Source organism: Allobosea sp. TAF32, from assembly GCF_052113585.1.
In the GTDB taxonomy this organism is placed as follows: Bacteria; Pseudomonadota; Alphaproteobacteria; order Rhizobiales; family Beijerinckiaceae; genus Allobosea.
In genome coordinates this window covers 140,290-156,059 of the sequence record NZ_JBFRDM010000004.1, presented here as the reverse complement: position 1 = coordinate 156,059, position 15,770 = coordinate 140,290, and the positions used below count along the sequence as shown (strand labels likewise).

13 protein-coding genes are annotated in these 15,770 nt (G+C 65.5%); 5 read left to right on the top strand and 8 right to left on the bottom strand.

Annotated features, from left to right (window positions below; translation table 11 throughout):
• Positions 1-18: 18 nt before the first annotated feature.
• Complete coding sequence (gene gatB, locus AB4Z16_RS10680; RefSeq protein ID WP_441511324.1) at positions 19-1,500, bottom strand: Asp-tRNA(Asn)/Glu-tRNA(Gln) amidotransferase subunit GatB; 1,482 nt, start codon at positions 1,498-1,500, stop codon at positions 19-21.
• Between the two features lie 275 nt (positions 1,501-1,775).
• Between gatB and AB4Z16_RS10675 the strand changes: the two genes are divergently transcribed.
• Positions 1,776-2,930: an efflux RND transporter periplasmic adaptor subunit gene (locus tag AB4Z16_RS10675; RefSeq protein WP_441511323.1), complete on the top strand. Its 1,155-nt coding sequence runs from the start codon at positions 1,776-1,778 to the stop codon at positions 2,928-2,930.
• Positions 2,931-3,048: 118 nt separating this feature from the next.
• Entirely contained in the window at positions 3,049-6,252 is a 3,204-nt protein-coding gene (locus AB4Z16_RS10670; RefSeq protein WP_441511322.1) for an efflux RND transporter permease subunit, read from the top strand.
• Between the two features lie 208 nt (positions 6,253-6,460).
• On the opposite strand, the gene gatA is transcribed toward AB4Z16_RS10670, so the two are convergent.
• The 3 genes from gatA to AB4Z16_RS10655 all read right to left on the bottom strand — a co-directional run bounded on the left by gatA (position 6,461) and on the right by AB4Z16_RS10655 (position 9,216).
• Positions 6,461-7,975, bottom strand: a complete 1,515-nt coding sequence (gene gatA / locus AB4Z16_RS10665; RefSeq protein WP_441511321.1) for an Asp-tRNA(Asn)/Glu-tRNA(Gln) amidotransferase subunit GatA — start codon at positions 7,973-7,975, stop codon at positions 6,461-6,463.
• Positions 7,976-8,116: 141 nt separating this feature from the next.
• Complete coding sequence (gene gatC, locus AB4Z16_RS10660; protein WP_441511320.1) at positions 8,117-8,404, bottom strand: Asp-tRNA(Asn)/Glu-tRNA(Gln) amidotransferase subunit GatC; 288 nt, start codon at positions 8,402-8,404, stop codon at positions 8,117-8,119.
• A 113-nt stretch (positions 8,405-8,517) separates the two neighbouring features.
• Positions 8,518-9,216: a metal-dependent hydrolase gene (locus AB4Z16_RS10655; RefSeq protein WP_441511319.1), complete on the bottom strand. Its 699-nt coding sequence runs from the start codon at positions 9,214-9,216 to the stop codon at positions 8,518-8,520.
• A 122-nt stretch (positions 9,217-9,338) separates the two neighbouring features.
• Here AB4Z16_RS10655 and ade point away from each other — a divergent pair, with 122 nt between their 5' ends.
• Entirely contained in the window at positions 9,339-11,039 is a 1,701-nt protein-coding gene (gene ade, locus AB4Z16_RS10650) for an adenine deaminase (protein ID WP_441511318.1), read from the top strand.
• 404 nt (positions 11,040-11,443) lie between these two features.
• On the opposite strand, the gene AB4Z16_RS10645 is transcribed toward ade, so the two are convergent.
• A complete protein-coding gene (locus tag AB4Z16_RS10645) occupies positions 11,444-12,376 on the bottom strand; it encodes a hydroxyacid dehydrogenase (protein ID WP_441511317.1) in 933 nt (310 codons plus the stop codon).
• Positions 12,373-12,954: a GNAT family N-acetyltransferase gene (locus AB4Z16_RS10640; protein WP_441511316.1), complete on the bottom strand. Its 582-nt coding sequence runs from the start codon at positions 12,952-12,954 to the stop codon at positions 12,373-12,375. Before AB4Z16_RS10640 ends, AB4Z16_RS10645 begins: the two co-directional genes overlap by 4 nt.
• Positions 12,955-13,125: 171 nt before the next feature.
• Between AB4Z16_RS10640 and ruvX the strand changes: the two genes are divergently transcribed.
• Positions 13,126-13,626 carry a Holliday junction resolvase RuvX gene (ruvX, locus tag AB4Z16_RS10635; protein ID WP_441511315.1) on the top strand — a complete coding sequence of 167 codons (501 nt, stop codon included), beginning with the start codon at positions 13,126-13,128 and terminating at the stop codon, positions 13,624-13,626.
• 38 nt (positions 13,627-13,664) lie between these two features.
• Here the strand turns inward: ruvX and AB4Z16_RS10630 are convergent, their stop codons facing one another.
• Both AB4Z16_RS10630 and AB4Z16_RS10625 read right to left on the bottom strand, forming a co-directional pair.
• Complete coding sequence (locus tag AB4Z16_RS10630) at positions 13,665-14,042, bottom strand: hypothetical protein (RefSeq protein ID WP_441511314.1); 378 nt, start codon at positions 14,040-14,042, stop codon at positions 13,665-13,667.
• Positions 14,043-14,178: 136 nt separating this feature from the next.
• Positions 14,179-14,586: a hypothetical protein gene (locus tag AB4Z16_RS10625; RefSeq protein ID WP_441511313.1), complete on the bottom strand. Its 408-nt coding sequence runs from the start codon at positions 14,584-14,586 to the stop codon at positions 14,179-14,181.
• A 222-nt stretch (positions 14,587-14,808) separates the two neighbouring features.
• Here AB4Z16_RS10625 and AB4Z16_RS10620 point away from each other — a divergent pair, with 222 nt between their 5' ends.
• Positions 14,809-15,723 (top strand): AEC family transporter, encoded by a 915-nt coding sequence (locus AB4Z16_RS10620; protein WP_441511312.1) that lies wholly within the window; start codon positions 14,809-14,811, stop codon positions 15,721-15,723.
• Positions 15,724-15,770: the final 47 nt, after the last annotated feature.

The window sequence follows — 15,770 nt, the reverse complement described above, 5'->3', positions numbered from 1 at the left end:
GGCGCTCCCGCATCCAACTCACTCGATGCCGAGCTTCTTCTTCAGGATCTCGTTCAGCGCCTGCGGATTGGCCTTGCCGCCCGAGGCCTTCATCGCCTGACCGACGAACCAGCCCAGCATGGTCGGCTTGGCCTTGACCTGCTCGACCTTGTCGGGATTGGCGGCGATCAGATCGTCCACCGCCTTCTCGATGGCGCCGGTGTCGGTGACCTGCTTCATGCCGCGAGCCTCGACGATCGCGCGCGGTTCGCCCCCCTCGGTCCAGAGGATCTCGAACAGATCCTTGGCGATGCGCCCCGAGATCACGCCCTCTCCGATCAGGTCGACGAGGCCGCCGAGCTGGGCGGCCGAGACCGGCGAGGTCGTGACGTCCTGGCCTTCCTTGTTGAGGCGGCCGAACAGCTCGTTGATGACCCAGTTCGCCGCAGCCTTGCCGTCGCGTCCCTTCGCCACCGCCTCGAAATAATCCGCCTGGTCGCGCTCGGCGACGAGCACCGAGGCGTCGTAAGGCGAGAGCCCGTAATCCGCGATGAAACGGGCCTTCTTGGCGTCGGGCAATTCGGGCAGCGCGCCCTTCAGGCTCTCGACGAAGGCGTCGTCGAATTCGAGCGGCAGCAGGTCCGGATCGGGGAAGTAGCGGTAGTCATGCGCCTCCTCCTTGGAGCGCATCGAGCGCGTCTCGCCCTTGCCGGGATCGTAGAGGCGTGTCTCCTGGTCGATGGTGCCGCCATCCTCGATGATGCCGATCTGGCGGCGCGCCTCGGTCTCGACCGCCTGGCCGATGAAGCGGATCGAATTGACGTTCTTGATCTCGCAGCGCGTGCCGAGAGCGTCGCCCGGCTTGCGCACGGAGACGTTCACGTCGGCACGCAGGTTGCCCTTCTCCATGTCGCCGTCGCAGGTGCCGAGATAGCGCAGGATGGTGCGCAGCTTCGAGACATAGGCCTTCGCCTCTTCCGACGAACGCAGGTCCGGCTTCGAGACGATCTCCATCAGCGCCACGCCCGAGCGGTTGAGATCGACGAAGCTCATCGTCGGATGCTGATCGTGGATCGACTTGCCGGCATCCTGCTCGAGATGCAGCCGCTCGATGCCGACGGTGATCTGCTCGGTCGTCGAGAGATCGACCACGATCTCGCCCTCGCCCACGATCGGGCTCTTGTACTGGCTGATCTGGTAGCCCTGCGGCAGGTCCGGATAGAAATAGTTCTTGCGGTCGAAGACCGAGCGGTTGTTGATCTGCGCGTTCAGGCCGAGGCCGGTGCGCACGGCCTGGCGAACACATTCGGCATTGATCACCGGCAGCATGCCGGGCATGGCAGCGTCGACAAGGCTGACATGCTCGTTCGGCTCGGCACCGAAACCGGTCGAGGCGCCGGAGAACAGCTTGGCATTGGAGGTGACCTGGGCATGGATTTCCATGCCGATCACGACTTCCCAATCACCAGTCGCGCCCTTGATCAGCTTCTTCGGGTCGGCGGGGCGGGCATGCGCATTCATCTGTGATCTTCCGGCTGAAATGGTCGCCTACGCGTTACGATGTCGGCGGGCTTGCGGCAAGCGTCCGTTGCTTCGCAGGCCTGCCCTGAAACTCGGCTGCATGGTGCAGTGCCGTTGCGCTCCTGCAACCAAATGGCAGGAATATGATTTATGTGGCGCAATATCGCGCAAATTGACGGGTGATGGATCTTGACATTCGTCAGTCATCATCCCTTTTTGCGCCAAAGGCCGCAAAATCCGCTATGTTGCGCAGGCCCGTCATTCGGAGTTCCGTCATGTCACGCAGCCGTTTCATCGGCCTGGTGCTCACCGCTGTTGCCACGTCGACCGGCCTGACCTCGTTCGACGCTGCCGCCCAGGGAGCTCCGCCGGCCCCTCCGGTTCAGGTCGCGCCCCCTCTCGCCAAGCGCATCACCAACTGGGATGAGTTCACCGGGCGTTTCGAAGCGAGCGAACAGGTGGAAGTCCGCGCCCGCGTCTCCGGCTTCATCGACAGCGTGCACTTCCCCGACGGCTCGCTCGTCCAGAAGGGCGATCTGCTCTTTACCATCGATCAGCGGCCTTACAAACTGGCCGTCGACGTGGCGCGCGCCGAGGTCGCTCGCGCAAAGGCGCAGGTCGAGCTGTCGCAGAACGAGGTCGATCGCGCCGAGGGCCTGACCCAGAACCGCACGATCACGGCCCGCGACGTCGACCAGCGCCGCGCCAACCTCAACAGCGCGGTCGGCTCCCTGCAGGGAGCCGAGGCCAATCTCAAGAACGCCGAGCTCAACCTCGAATGGACCGAGGTGCGCGCGCCGCTTGCCGGGCGCATCTCGAACCGCCGCGTCGACCCGGGCAACCTGATCGCCGGCGGCCAGTCAGGCGCCACGCTGCTGACCACCATCGTCGCCGTCTCGCCGATCTACTTCACCTTCGATGTCTCGGAAGCCGACTTCCTGCGCTACTCCCGCATGGCCAGCCTGCGGAGCGGCTCGGACAAGGATGCCGGCGTGCCTGTCGAAGTGAAGCTGTCGGACGAGACCAAATGGGGCCGCCGCGGCAAGGTCAACTTCGTCGACAACGCCGTGAACGCACGCTCGGCCACGATCCGCGGCCGCGCCGTTTTCGACAACAAGGACCAGTTCCTGACGCCCGGCGTGTTCGGCCGCCTGCGCTTCTTCGCCGGCGAGGCCGATGCGCTGCTCGTGCCCGACACCGTGATCGCCTCGGACCAGGCCCACAAGATCGTGCTGACGGTGGGGCCAGATAACAAGGTCGTGCCGAAATCGGTCGAGCTCGGGCCGATCAGCGAGGGCCTCAGGGTCATCCGCTCCGGTCTGACGCCTGAAGACAAGGTCATCATCGGCGGCAACGCCAATCCGATGGTCCGTCCCGGCGTCGCCGTCACGCCTCAGCCGGGCGAGATCAAGGTCGCGACGACGAACTGAACGCGTCCTGCACCGGCTCTTCCAACGCCGGTGCCCCGCTTCCCGGGCCGTCACGGCCCGGCACTGAAACACGGGCGCCACCGGGCGTCCGCCCGCCTTTTCCGGACAGGACGTTTCCATGTTCCGCTTCGCCCATTTCTTCATCGACCGGCCGATCTTCGCCACCGTGCTCTCGGTGCTGCTGACGATCGCCGGCGCCATCGCCCAGCGCGGCCTGCCGATCTCGGAATATCCCGAGATCGCCCCGCCGACCGTCTCGATCACCGCGACCTATCCGGGCGCCTCGGCCGAGGTCGTCGCCGCCACGGTGGCGACGCCGATCGAGCAGGAGGTGAACGGCGTCGACGACATGCTCTACATCACCTCGCAATCGACCGGCGACGGGCGGGTGACGATCAACGTCGTGTTCAAGGCCGGCGTCGACATCGACCAGGCACAGGTTCTGGTGCAGAACCGCGTCTCGCAAGCGGAGCCGCGCCTGCCGCAGGATGTGCGCCAGCTCGGCCTGCAGGTGCGCAAGGCCTCGCCCGACTTCCTGATGGTCATCAACATGATCTCGCCGGACGGGTCGCGCGACGCGCAGTACATCTCGAACTACGCCTCGCTCTACGTGAAGGACGTGCTCACCCGCGTCGACGGCGTCGGCGACGTGCAAGTCTTCGGTGCCCGCGACTTCTCGATGCGCATCTGGCTCGATCCGGCCAAGGTCGCGGCCCGCAACCTGACGGCAGGCGATGTGGTGGCAGCGCTCAGAGCAGCGAACGTCCAGGTCGCGGCAGGCGCGCTCAACCAGCCGCCGGCAAAGTCGGACGAAGCCTTCCAGTTCTCCGTCAACACCCTCGGCCGCCTGACGGATGTCTCCGAGTTCGAGAACATCGTCGTACGCTCCGATGCCGATGGCGGCACGATCCGGGTCCGCGACATCGCGCGCGTCGAGCTCGGCTCGCAGGATTACACCACCAACGCCTATCTCGATAACAGGAACACCGTTGCCATCGGCGTCTTCCAGCGTCCGGGCTCGAACGCGCTCGCGACCTCGGACAAGCTGATCTCGACGATGAACGAGATGGCCAAGCAGTTCCCGACCGGCCTCGAGCATCGCATCATCTACAACCCGACCGAGTTCATCGGCGAATCCGTCGACGCGGTGGTGCATACCCTGCTCGAAGCGATCGTGCTCGTCGTGATCGTGGTCATCCTGTTCCTGCAGACTTGGCGCGCCGCGATCATTCCGATCGTCGCAATCCCGGTCTCGCTGGTCGGCACCTTCCTGGTGATGAGCGCGGTCGGCATCTCCTTCAACACGATCTCGCTGTTGGCGTTGGTTCTCGCCATCGGCATCGTCGTCGACGACGCGATCGTGGTAGTGGAGAATGTCGAGCGCTACCTTGCCGAGGGCCTGACGCCCAAGGAGGCTGCGCACAAGACCATGGACGAGGTCGGCGGCGCACTGCTCGCGATCGCGCTCGTGCTGTGCGCGGTGTTCATCCCGACGGCCTTCATCAGCGGCCTGCAGGGCACCTTCTACCAGCAGTTCGCGGTGACAATCGCAGCCTCGACGGCGATCTCGTGCTTCGTCTCGCTCACGCTTTCGCCGGCGATGTCGGCGGTGCTCCTGAAGGCGCACAAGAAGCATGACCCGAACGAGCAGCACGGCTTCTTCTACAAGCTGGGTGCACCGGTCCGCTGGTTCTTCCACTATTTCAACGCCGGCTTCGACTGGCTGTCGCGGACCTATGGCCGCGTCACCTCGCGCCTCATCCGCATCGCCGTGATCCTGCTGATCGTCTATTCCGGCCTGATCGCGGCGACGGTCTGGGACATCCGGAGGACGCCGACCGGCCTCGTGCCGCAGCTCGATCGCGGCTATTTCATCGCCGTGCTCCAGCTGCCGCCTGGCTCCTCGCTGCAGCGTACGGACGCCGTGCTGCGCAAGGCCAACGAGATCCTGCTGTCCCGCCCCGGCGTGGCTCATACCGTCGCCTTCGCCGGTCTCGACGGCGCGACCTTCACCATCGCGCCGAATACCGGCGTCGCCTTCGTAACGCTCGCGCCGTTCAAGGACCGCGAGAAGCAGGGGCTGACGACGCAGGGCATCTTCGCCGATCTCCGGCAACAGATGTTCGGCATCTCGGAAGCCTTCACCCTGCTGATCGAGCCGCCTGCCATCCCGGGCATCGGCACCGGCGGCGGCCTGAAGGGCTATGTGCAGGATCGTGGCGGGCGCGGGCTTACGGCGCTCGAAGGCGCGGCCTGGATCGTCGCAGGCTCGGCCGGGCAGGTTCCGGGCATCCAGCAGCCGTTCACGCTGTTCTCGACCAAGACGCCGCAGATCTACGCCGATATCGACCGCACCAAGGCGGAGATGCTCGGCGTGCCGATCACGCGCATCTTCGAGACGCTGTCGATCTATATGGGCTCCGCCTATATCAACGACTTCAACCTGCTGGGCCGGACTTATCGCGTCACCGCGCAGGCGGATAACCCCTTCCGCCTGACCACGCGCGACGTCGCCAATCTCAAGACCCGCAACGCGGATGGCGAGATGGTGCCGATCGGCTCGATCGCATCCTTCCACGACACGACCGGCGCCTATCGCGTGCCGCGCTACAACCTCTATCCGGCAGCCGAAGTGCAGCTCTCGATGGCGCATGGCTACTCGACGGGACAGGGTATCGCGGCGGTCGAGAAGATCGCGGCGGAGCGGCTGCCGGCAGGTTTCGGCTTCGAATGGACCGAGATCGCGCTGCAGGAGAAGCTCGCGGGCAATACGGCGATCATCGCCTTCGGGCTTGCCGTGGTGTTCGTCTTCCTGCTGCTGGCAGCGCTCTATGAAAGCTGGCTCCTGCCGCTCTCGGTCATCCTTATCGTGCCGATGTGCATCCTGGCCGCGATGTTCGGCGTGAACTACGCCAATCTCGACAGGAACATTCTCGTCGATATCGGCCTCGTGGTGCTCGTCGGCCTCGCCGCCAAGAACGCGATCCTGATCGTCGAGTTCGCGAAGCAGGCGGAGGAGGAAGGCATGCACCGCCGCGACGCGGCGATCGCCGCCGCCCGGACCCGCCTGCGGCCGATCCTGATGACCTCGATGGCCTTCATCCTCGGCGTTCTGCCGCTGACGATCTCGGTTGGCGCCGGTGCCGAGATGCGCCAGGCGATGGGCATCGCGGTGTTCTCCGGCATGCTGGGCGTCACCTTCTTCGGCCTGATCTTCACGCCGGTGTTCTATGTGATGGTGCGCTGGCTGGCGGAACTCGGTGGCAAGAAGCGCAAGGCGCAAGCCGCTGCACAGCAGCAGCCGACCAGAGCGCATGGCTGAAGGTGACGGCGGCGGCTTTCCAAGCCGCCGCCCTGCCCCCGACTGCAGACACGAAAAAGGGCCGCTCGCACGGCCCTTTTTATTTTTCCTGAGGCATCATTCTCGGGCGGAGCGAAGCGCTGGCCCGAGAATCTCACGATGAGAAGGCGAAGAGCCTCCTTCGGCCCGAGATGCTCGGGTCAAGCCCGCGCATAACCGCGGGCGCCCCTCAGCCCCACCAGCGCTCCGAAACCGGGAAGCGGCCGGCGGCCTGCTCGATGACCTCGCCGAGCGAGAACAGCGTCTCCTCATCGAAGGGGCGGCCGATGAGCTGCAAGCCCAGCGGCAGGCCCTGAGCGTCGAGGCCGGCAGGCACGGCGATGCCGGGCAGGCCCGCCATGTTCACGGTCACGGTGAAGACGTCGTTGAGATACATCTCGACAGGATCGGCCGAGCCCTTCTCGCCGATACCGAAGGCGGCCGAGGGGGTCGCCGGGGTCAGCACCGCATCGATGCCCTGCGCATAGACGGTCTCGAAGTCGCGCTTGATCAAAGTGCGGACCTTCTGGGCACGCAGGTAATAGGCGTCGTAGTAGCCGGCGGAGAGGACGTAGGTGCCGATCATGATGCGGCGCTTGACCTCGGCGCCGAAGCCGGCAGCGCGGGTCTTCTCATACATCTCGACAATGTCCTTACCCTGCTCGCGCAGGCCGTAGCGGACACCGTCATAGCGGGCGAGGTTCGAGGAGGCCTCGGCCGGGGCGACGATGTAATAGGCCGGCAGGGCGTATTTCGTATGCGGCAGCGAGATCTCGACGATCTCGGCGCCGGCGGCCTTGAGCCATTCGATGCCCTTCTGCCAGAGCGCATCGATCTCGGCGTTCAGGCCCTCGAGCCGGTACTCCCTGGGAATGCCGATCTTCATGCCCTTCACGGAGCGGCCGATGGCGGCCTCGTAGTCCGGCACCGGCGCGTCGACCGAGGTCGTGTCCTTCGGGTCGTGGCCAGCCATGGAGCGCAGCATCACGGCGCAGTCACGCACGCTCTTGCCGATCGGCCCGGCCTGATCCAGCGAGGAGGCGAAGGCGACGATGCCCCAGCGCGAGCAGCGGCCATAGGTCGGCTTGATGCCGACCGTGCCGGTGAAGGCGGCGGGCTGGCGGATCGAGCCGCCGGTGTCGGTCGCGGTTGCGGCAAGGCAGAGATCGGCGGCAACGGCGGCGGCCGAACCGCCGGAGGAGCCGCCCGGCACGAGGTGATTGCCCTCGACAGCCCCGCCCTGCCCCGCGCCGACATTGGAGCCCTCACGACGCCAAGGGTTCACGACATTGCCGAACGCCGAGGTCTCGTTCGACGAGCCCATGGCGAACTCGTCATTGTTGAGCTTGCCGAGCATCACCGCGCCGTCGCGCCAGAGCTGGCTCGATACGGTCGACTCATAGGCCGGCACGAAATTGCCGAGGATGTTCGAGCAGGCCGTGGTGCGCACGCCCTCCGTGGCAAAGAGATCCTTGATTCCGAGCGGCAGGCCTTCGAGCGGGCCCGCCTCGCCCTTGGCGAGCTTCTCGTCGGAGGCGGCCGCCTGCTTCAGCGCGTGCTCCGGCGTCTCCAGCACATAGGCGTTGAGGGCGCGGGCCTTCTCGACGGCGGCGATATGCGCCTTCGTCAGCTCGGTGGCGGAGAAGGTCTTGGCTTTCAGGCCGTCGCGGGCCTCGGTCAGCGTCAGGCGGGTGAGATCGGTCACGGTCGATATCCGATTGAATTCAAGTCGGCGGAACCGTCATTGCGAGGAGCGCAGCGACGAAGCAATCCAGGAGCGGCAGCACTCGAGGTCCCCCCGGATTGCTTCGCTTACGCTCGCAATGACGGGGAACGATAACGCGCGCTACTCGATGACTTTAGGCACCATGAAATAGTTGTCCTCGGAAACCGGGGCGTTGGCGATGATCGTATCGGCGATCTCGCCGTCGTTCACCACGTCCTCGCGCTGCTTCATCGCCATCGGAGTCACCGAGGTCATCGGCTCCACGCCATCCACATTCACCTCGTTCAACTGCTCGACGAAGCCGAGGATCGCGTTCAGCTCCCCTTGCAGCTTGGGCAGATCGGCCTCCGGCACAGCGATGCGCGCGAGATGCGCGACGCGTTTGACGGTGGCGAGATCGACCGACATGGCGGACTCCTGGACAGGGCGCGGATCACGCGCGGAAAACGGTTCGCCGCGCTATAGCGCGGCGAACGGGCAAACGTAAATCAGCATTGAGCGATCAGGCCGGTTTCTCCGGCTCAGATCGCGAAAGCCTCGCCCTTCTTCGGCAGGACGACCTCGATGCCGCTGCCCCGCATGCCGGCAACGAAGGTGTCGGCGTTCTGGTCGATGATCGGGAAGGTGCCGTAGTGGCTGGGGATCGCCACCTTAGGCTTGACGAAGCGGGTCATGGCGAGCGCGGCGACCTTGCCGCCCATGGTGAAGCGGTCGCCGATCGGGCAGATGCAAGCCTCGACGCCATGGATCTCGCTGAGCAGCGCCATGTCGGAGAAGATGTCGGTGTCGCCCATGTGCCAGAGCGTCTTCTCGCCCCTGGCCTTGATGATCGCGCCATTCGCGTTGCCGACGGGGACGTTGACACCGCCCTCGCCCATGCCGGCCGAGTGATCGGCCCGGACGAGCGTGAGGCTGAACGGGCCGAGATCGACGGTGCCGCCGGTGTTCATCGGGCTGAAGTTCTTCAGCCCCTGCGAGGCCAGATGCATGGCGAGGTCGTAATTGGTGATGACCGTCGCGCCGGTCTTCCCGGCAATATCGAGCGTGTCGCCGACGTGGTCGCCATGGCCGTGGGTGACGACGATATGGCTGACGCCCTTGGAGATCGCCGCGACGTCGCCCTCAAAGGCTGGGTTCCCGGTGAAGAACGGGTCGATCAGGATGGCAGCGCCGTCGATATCGACGCGGAAGGCGGAGTGGCCGTACCAGGTGAGTTTCATGCGAAGGCTCCGGGCTTTCGAGATGCCGGCCCCTATCTAGGCCGATCCGAGCCGCCGACCAAGTCGACAATCTAGCCGGAGAGAGGCAGGCTGGCGCCATGACGAACCCACGGAATCGCCCCATGACGGACGCCGCCACGCTCGCCCGCCGGATCGCCCAGGGCCATGGCGACGAGCCGGCCGATCTCGTCATCAAGGGCGCAAGGCTCCTCGACCTCGTCACCGGCACGCTGGTCGAGAGCGATATCGCGATCTGCGGCGATACCATCGTCGGGACCTACGGAACCTACGAGGGCAAGCGCGTCATTGACGCCAAGGGCCTGTTCGCCGTGCCCGGCTTCATCGACACGCATCTGCACATCGAATCCTCGCTGGTGACGCCGCTCGAATTCGAGCGCTGCGTGCTGCCCCATGGCGTCACCACCGCGATTTGCGACCCGCACGAAATATCGAACGTGCTCGGCGTCGAGGGCATCCGCTATTTCCTCGCCTGCGCCGAGGCGATGCGGATGGACCTGCGCGTCAACCTGTCGAGCTGCGTGCCGGCGACGCATCTGGAGACGGCGGGGGCGGCGCTGGAGGCCGGCGACCTCACGCCGATGATGGACCATCCCAAGGTGATCGGGCTCGCCGAGTTCATGAACTTTCCGGGTGTGATCCATCGCGACCCCGGCTGCCTCGCCAAGCTCGAAGCCTTCTCGCATCGCCATATCGACGGTCATGCCCCGCTGGTGCGCGGGATTGACCTCAACGCCTATCTCGCCGCCGGCATCCGCACCGACCACGAAACGACGACGGCCGACGAAGCCCGCGAGAAGCTCGCCAAGGGCATGGCGATCCTGATCCGCGAGGGCTCGGTCTCGAAGGATTTGCATCAGCTGATCCCGCTGATCTCGCGCGACGCCTCGCCCTTCCTGGCCTTCTGCACCGATGACCGCAACCCGCTCGACATCGGCGAGGAAGGCCATCTCGACTACATGATCCGCACCGCCATCGCCGAGGGCGCCGATATGCTTGCGACCTATCGCATCGCCTCGCTCTCGGCGGCGCGGAATTTCGGGCTGTTCGATCGCGGCTTCATCGGGCCTGGCAAGCGCGCCGATATCGTACTGGTTGAGGACCTCGCTGCCTGCTCGGTGAAGCAGGTTCTGACCGGGGGCCGGCTGGTCGAGGAAGCACTGTTCGCGGGTCGGGCGACGATCCCCCCGGTTGGGCTCGGCAGCGTGAAGAGCCGCAAGCTCGCCCCCGCCGATTTCACTGTTAAGGCCCGCGACGGCGCGACGCCGGTGATCGGCGTGGTGCCGGGGCGGATCATCACCGAACGACTGTCGATGGCCCTGCCCTCGCGCGACGGCGAGGCCCTGCCCGACCTCGCGCAGGATGCGATCAAGGTCACGGTGATCGAGCGTCACGGCAAGAACGGCGGAATCGCGACAGGCTTCGTCCATGGCTTCGGCATGAAGGGCGGCGCCATCGCTTCCTCGGTCGGCCATGACAGCCATAATCTCTGCGTCGTCGGCGTCGACGAGGCCTCGATGGCCGCGGCGGCGAACCGCCTGATCGAGATCGGCGGCGGCTTCGCCGTGGCCGATGGCGGCGAAGTCACGGCCGAACTGGCGCTACCGGTCGCAGGGCTGATGAGCGAGCAGCCCTTCGAGGCGGTGCGGCACGATCTTGAGCGCTTGCGTGCCGCGGCGAAGGCGCTCGGCGTCGTGCTGGCCGAGCCCTTCCTGCAGGTCGCCTTCCTGACCCTGCCGGTGATCCCGCATCTCAAGATCACCGACAAGGGGCTGGTCGATGTCGATCGGTTTGATTTTGTGTGAGGTTATGGTGGCAAGTTTGAGGGCGCACTGACCAAACAGCGTCTGCTTTGGGTCGAAATCGGTCTCCTCAGCTATTGGGAAGATCACGCAGTTTCCGTGCGGCCTCGGCGTCCTCGGCTAGCTGTGCGAGGTTCCTTTTCCGATCCTCTTCCCTGACTTGATTGTAGAGATCAGAGCCGAAAACGAGGCCTCCGCTTCCGACGTAAGGCTCTGCGGGCTTCTTTGCCGATGAAGTTGGGGCTGAGGATCGCAACAGAGTATCGAGTAGGCGCTTCAGGGCGTCTGGCATCCAATCGATCATAACGACCTCTGCGTTGGTTCCGCCTCGGTTATCTTGGATGCGCGTTTCCAGATAGGTGAAGGCCGTTATGGGTTGGAAGCGGCCACTCGCTCCAATCTACACCCTAAATCCGCTCCTCCAGCGCCGCCATGACCTTCTCGGCCACGAGCCCAGACACGCGCCCGTTCGACTCGACCGTGTTACCGGCGATATGCGGGGTCAGGATCAGGTTGGGTGCGCCAGCGAAAACCTTGGCCGCGTCCTTGCCAAGCGGCTCCTGCTCGTAGACGTCGATCGCCGCGCCGCCGAGCTTGCCGGCCTTGAGCGCCTTGACCAAGGCCGCCTCGTCCATGATGCCGCCGCGCGCCGTGTTGATCAGGATCGCGTCCGGCTTCATCCGGGCCAAGGCCTTCGCGTCGATCATGCCGCGGGTTTCCGAGGTCAGCGGGACGTGCAGGCTGATGACGTCGGCTTGCGCCAGCAATTCATTGAACTCCAGCCGCCGCACGCCGCTCCAGGCGGGATCATCGACGGCCAAGCGCGGATGGTAGGCCGCCACCTCCATGCCGATAGCGCGGGCATGATGGGCGACGTCGCGGGCGATGGAGCCGAAGCCGACGAGGCCCATCAGCTTGCCGGCGATCTCGCGGCCAATCAGCTTCGTCTTGGGGAATTCGCCGGCGACCATCGCGGCATTGGCGAAATAGGCGCCGCGCAACAACGTCATCGTCGTGCCGATGACGTATTCGACGACGGAGAGGCTGTTGGCGCCGGTCGCGGGGAAGACGCGGATGCCACGAGCGGCGCAAGTCTCCATGTCGAGATTGTCGAGGCCGACGCCCAGGCGCCCGATCACCTTCAGCGCCTTGGCCGCCTCCAGCACCTTGCCACGCAGTTGCGTCTGGTTGCGCACGATCACGGCCGGGACATCGGCGAAGAGCCGCGCCATCTCATCCGAATCGGCATAGAGCTCGGGATCATAATGAACAGCGAAGCGCGCCTTGAGATTGGCGACGGCGGCGTCGTCCATGAATTCGGTGATGACGATGTCGGTCATGGTGCCGTGCTGACGATGAAACGAAGGCGTGGATCGGGGCTGTAGAGCGGCGCGACGAAGGTCTCGATCAATCGCCCGCCGTTCTTCTCGATGATGCGGCGCGAGGCGTGGTTCTCGACGTCGCAGGTGATGGTGATCTCCGGCAGACCGGCCTCGCGCGCGACGCCAAGCATCCCGGCGAGCGCCGCTGTGGCGTAGCCGTGGCCGGCGAATGCCGGCAGGATGGTGTAGCCGATATGGCCCAGCACATGTTCCGGCAAGGCCAGGATGGGCCGTCCATCCTTCTCCTGCCAGCGCAGGTTGATCGAGCCGATGAAGGGCCGCTCGGGCCGATCCTCGGCGAAGATCCAGCGCGTCGGGCCGGGAATGCGATCGACCTCGCGGCCATCCGGCAGCCTCACACGTCCCGGGCCGCCACGAATTTCGGCGAGGAAGGCGTCGGGATCGGCGGCTATGGCGGCGAGTTGCTCGGGCGCGACGTTGCGCGTCGTATTGGGCGACCAGCCTGCGCGCAGCGCAGCCTCATAGGCGCCAAGCAGGTCCTTGTCGGGAACTTGCAGCGAGATGCGCGCCGCCACGGCAGAAAATCCTCCAATAGCGGCAGAGCCGCTCCGAGCGCGCCGATATAGCCCGATCATCGCAGATAGGCGATGGCATCGACGCTACAGCTGCCGGGAAACCGGCATTCGCGGGGACCATCGGTAAAGGTATCGCTCGCGAGATGGGGCTGCGCGTGATACCGCCACGCCATGACCAGCGCCGTCGTCCCGCTCGAAGCCTTCCTCGACCTGCCGGCGCATGCGCGCCTGCTCGGCCTCGATCTCGGCACCAAGACGATCGGGCTCGCGCTGTCGGATCTGGAGCGGCAGATCGCGACGCCGCTTGAGACGATCCAGCGGGTGAAGTTCGGGCTCGACGCCGCGGCGCTGCTGAAGATCGCGGGGAAGCATCAGGTGGCCGGGCTGGTCATTGGCCTGCCGCTCAACATGGACGGCACGGAGGGGCCGCGCGTGCAGTCCACCCGCGCCTTCGTGCGCAACCTCGCCCCCCTGACCGACCTGCCGATCGTGTTCTGGGACGAGCGAATGTCCACGATGGCCGTAACACGCACCTTGCTCGATGCCGACGCGTCGCGCGCCAAGCGCGCAGCGGTCGTCGACAAGATGGCCGCCGCCTACATCCTGCAGGGTGCGCTCGACAGGCTGGGCCGGCTCGCGCCGCTGGAAGGCGAGCAAGACGCGTTCGACTGAAGGAAGCGCCTCAAATATGAGGCGCTTTTCCGAGAAGCTCAGTTGAACAGAAGCCCGCGCTTGAACGCCTTCTTCTGTGCTTCGCGCTCGTTCTTGATGGCGCGCTTCCGCTCTTCCATCGTCATGCCCGCCATCGGGTCCTGCTGGCGACGCCCGCCATCGTAGCCGGGACGACGATCGTCGCGCCGGTCGCCCCGCGCATCGTCGCGACCGTAACCGCGCCGATCGTCGCGCCAATCCCTGCGGTCATCGTTGCGTCCGTAGCCGCGACTCTCATAGCCGTCGCCGGGGCGACGCTCATAGGAACGATCGTAGTTGGGGCCGGCGTAATACTGCGCTGAGGCGGGCTGAACGCTGCCCCAGCCGGCCATCGCCAATCCCAGCCCGGCGATCAGAACATCTCGAAGGGGAGCCATTTCGGTGATACCTCAATCGTCCAAACATCAGTGACGCCATCTTCTGGCGTCAAATCGCGAAGATTTCCCTGACAAACCCACAAAAATAGGCCCGCGCAGATTGCGCGGGCCTTGCAAGGCGCTTCAAGCCGCGACCTTAGCGATGATCGCGGAAATCATACGGAGCATAATAGCCGCCATAGGGCGCATAGTAGCGCTGCGGATAGGCATAGACCGGCGGCGGCGGAGGCGCGTAGTACTCATCGTAGTACGGCGCCGCGTAGGCGCGGTTGTTCGCCGCGACGGCCGCCGCGCCGAGGATGCCGAGGCCGACGGCCCCCGCGATCGCTGCGCCGCGCGAGGGGCCGCGCCAGCCGCGGTAATACCCGCCGCGATAACCGCCACGATAACCGCGATAGTATTGCGTATAGCCGGCCTGCGCCTTGTCGAGCCGGGTTGCATCGAACAGACGCTGCTCCTGCGCCATGGCAGGAACCGCGAAGCTGCCCACCGCCACACCTGCGGCAGTCAACGCGATGGCGAATGTCTTGCTCAGAGAGATCATGACGGCATCTCCTTCGTCGGGACCGTCCCGAACCATGACGGCAGGTTCGCTCGATCCGGTTGAATGCGACCTGAACCAATCGCGGCGGCATTGCGGCAGAGACACAACGGGTCTCCATCAACGCCCTTGCCGGCGGCGGGCCGCCATGGAACAGGCTGGTCGATACTCGCCGCATCAACTGCCGGCGAGAACCGTTGTTCCTGCCCATCTTGCCGGTCTGCCATGCTCGACAGCCTGATCGCCGTTTTCCTCGTCATCGCGACCGGGTGGGTCCTGAAAGCCCGAAACCTCGTTTCGCCCTCGCATTGGCTCGGCGTCGAGCGCCTGACCTACCAGGTGCTGTTTCCGGCCGTCGTCATCCACACGCTCGCCATGGCCGATCTGCGTGGCGTACCGGTCGTTGCCATGGGGGCGAGCCTCGTCCTCGCCATTCTCAGCGTCGCAGCATGTCTCCTGCTGACCCGGCCTCTCCTGGCGCAAGCAGGCATCGACGGGCCTGCCTTCACCTCGATCTTCCAGGGCTCGGTCCGCTGGAACACCTTCGTCGCGCTGGCGCTGGCAGCCGGACTGCAAGGCCGCAACGGCGCGACCCTGATGGCGATCGCGGTCGCCGCGATGATCCCCCTGCTCAACGTCATGTGCGTCCTCATCCTCGCGCGCTTCGCCAACGGCAAGCCGATGAGCGTCGGCGCCACCGTGCGCTCGATCCTGTATAACCCCTTCATCTGGTCATCCGCCGTGGGCCTTGCCTTCAACCAGGCCCAGTGGATGCTGCCTTCGGCCTTCACCGGCTATCTCGACGTATTGGGGCGGGCTTCCCTCGGCATCGGCCTGCTGGTCGTGGGCTCCGCGCTCGATCTGAACCGGCTCGCGCGCCCTCGCCTCGCCCATTGGGTCGCCGTTGGATTGAAACTCGTGGTGATGCCAGCTGCGGCCTGGCTCTATGCCGGTTGGTTCGGCGTCACCGGCCCGGCCCTGACCATGACGATCGTCGCCGGCGCCGTTCCGACCGCCACGGCCGCCTATTTCCTCGCCCGCGACCTTGGCGGCGACGCACCGCTGATGGCGGAGATCACAACGCTTCAGACCCTGCTGGCGCTCGCGACGCTCCCCGTCGCCGTGCTCCTCCTACGATGAGCGACCTGAGCTTGAAATTTTTACGAGAATACAATTTATAGGTGCAT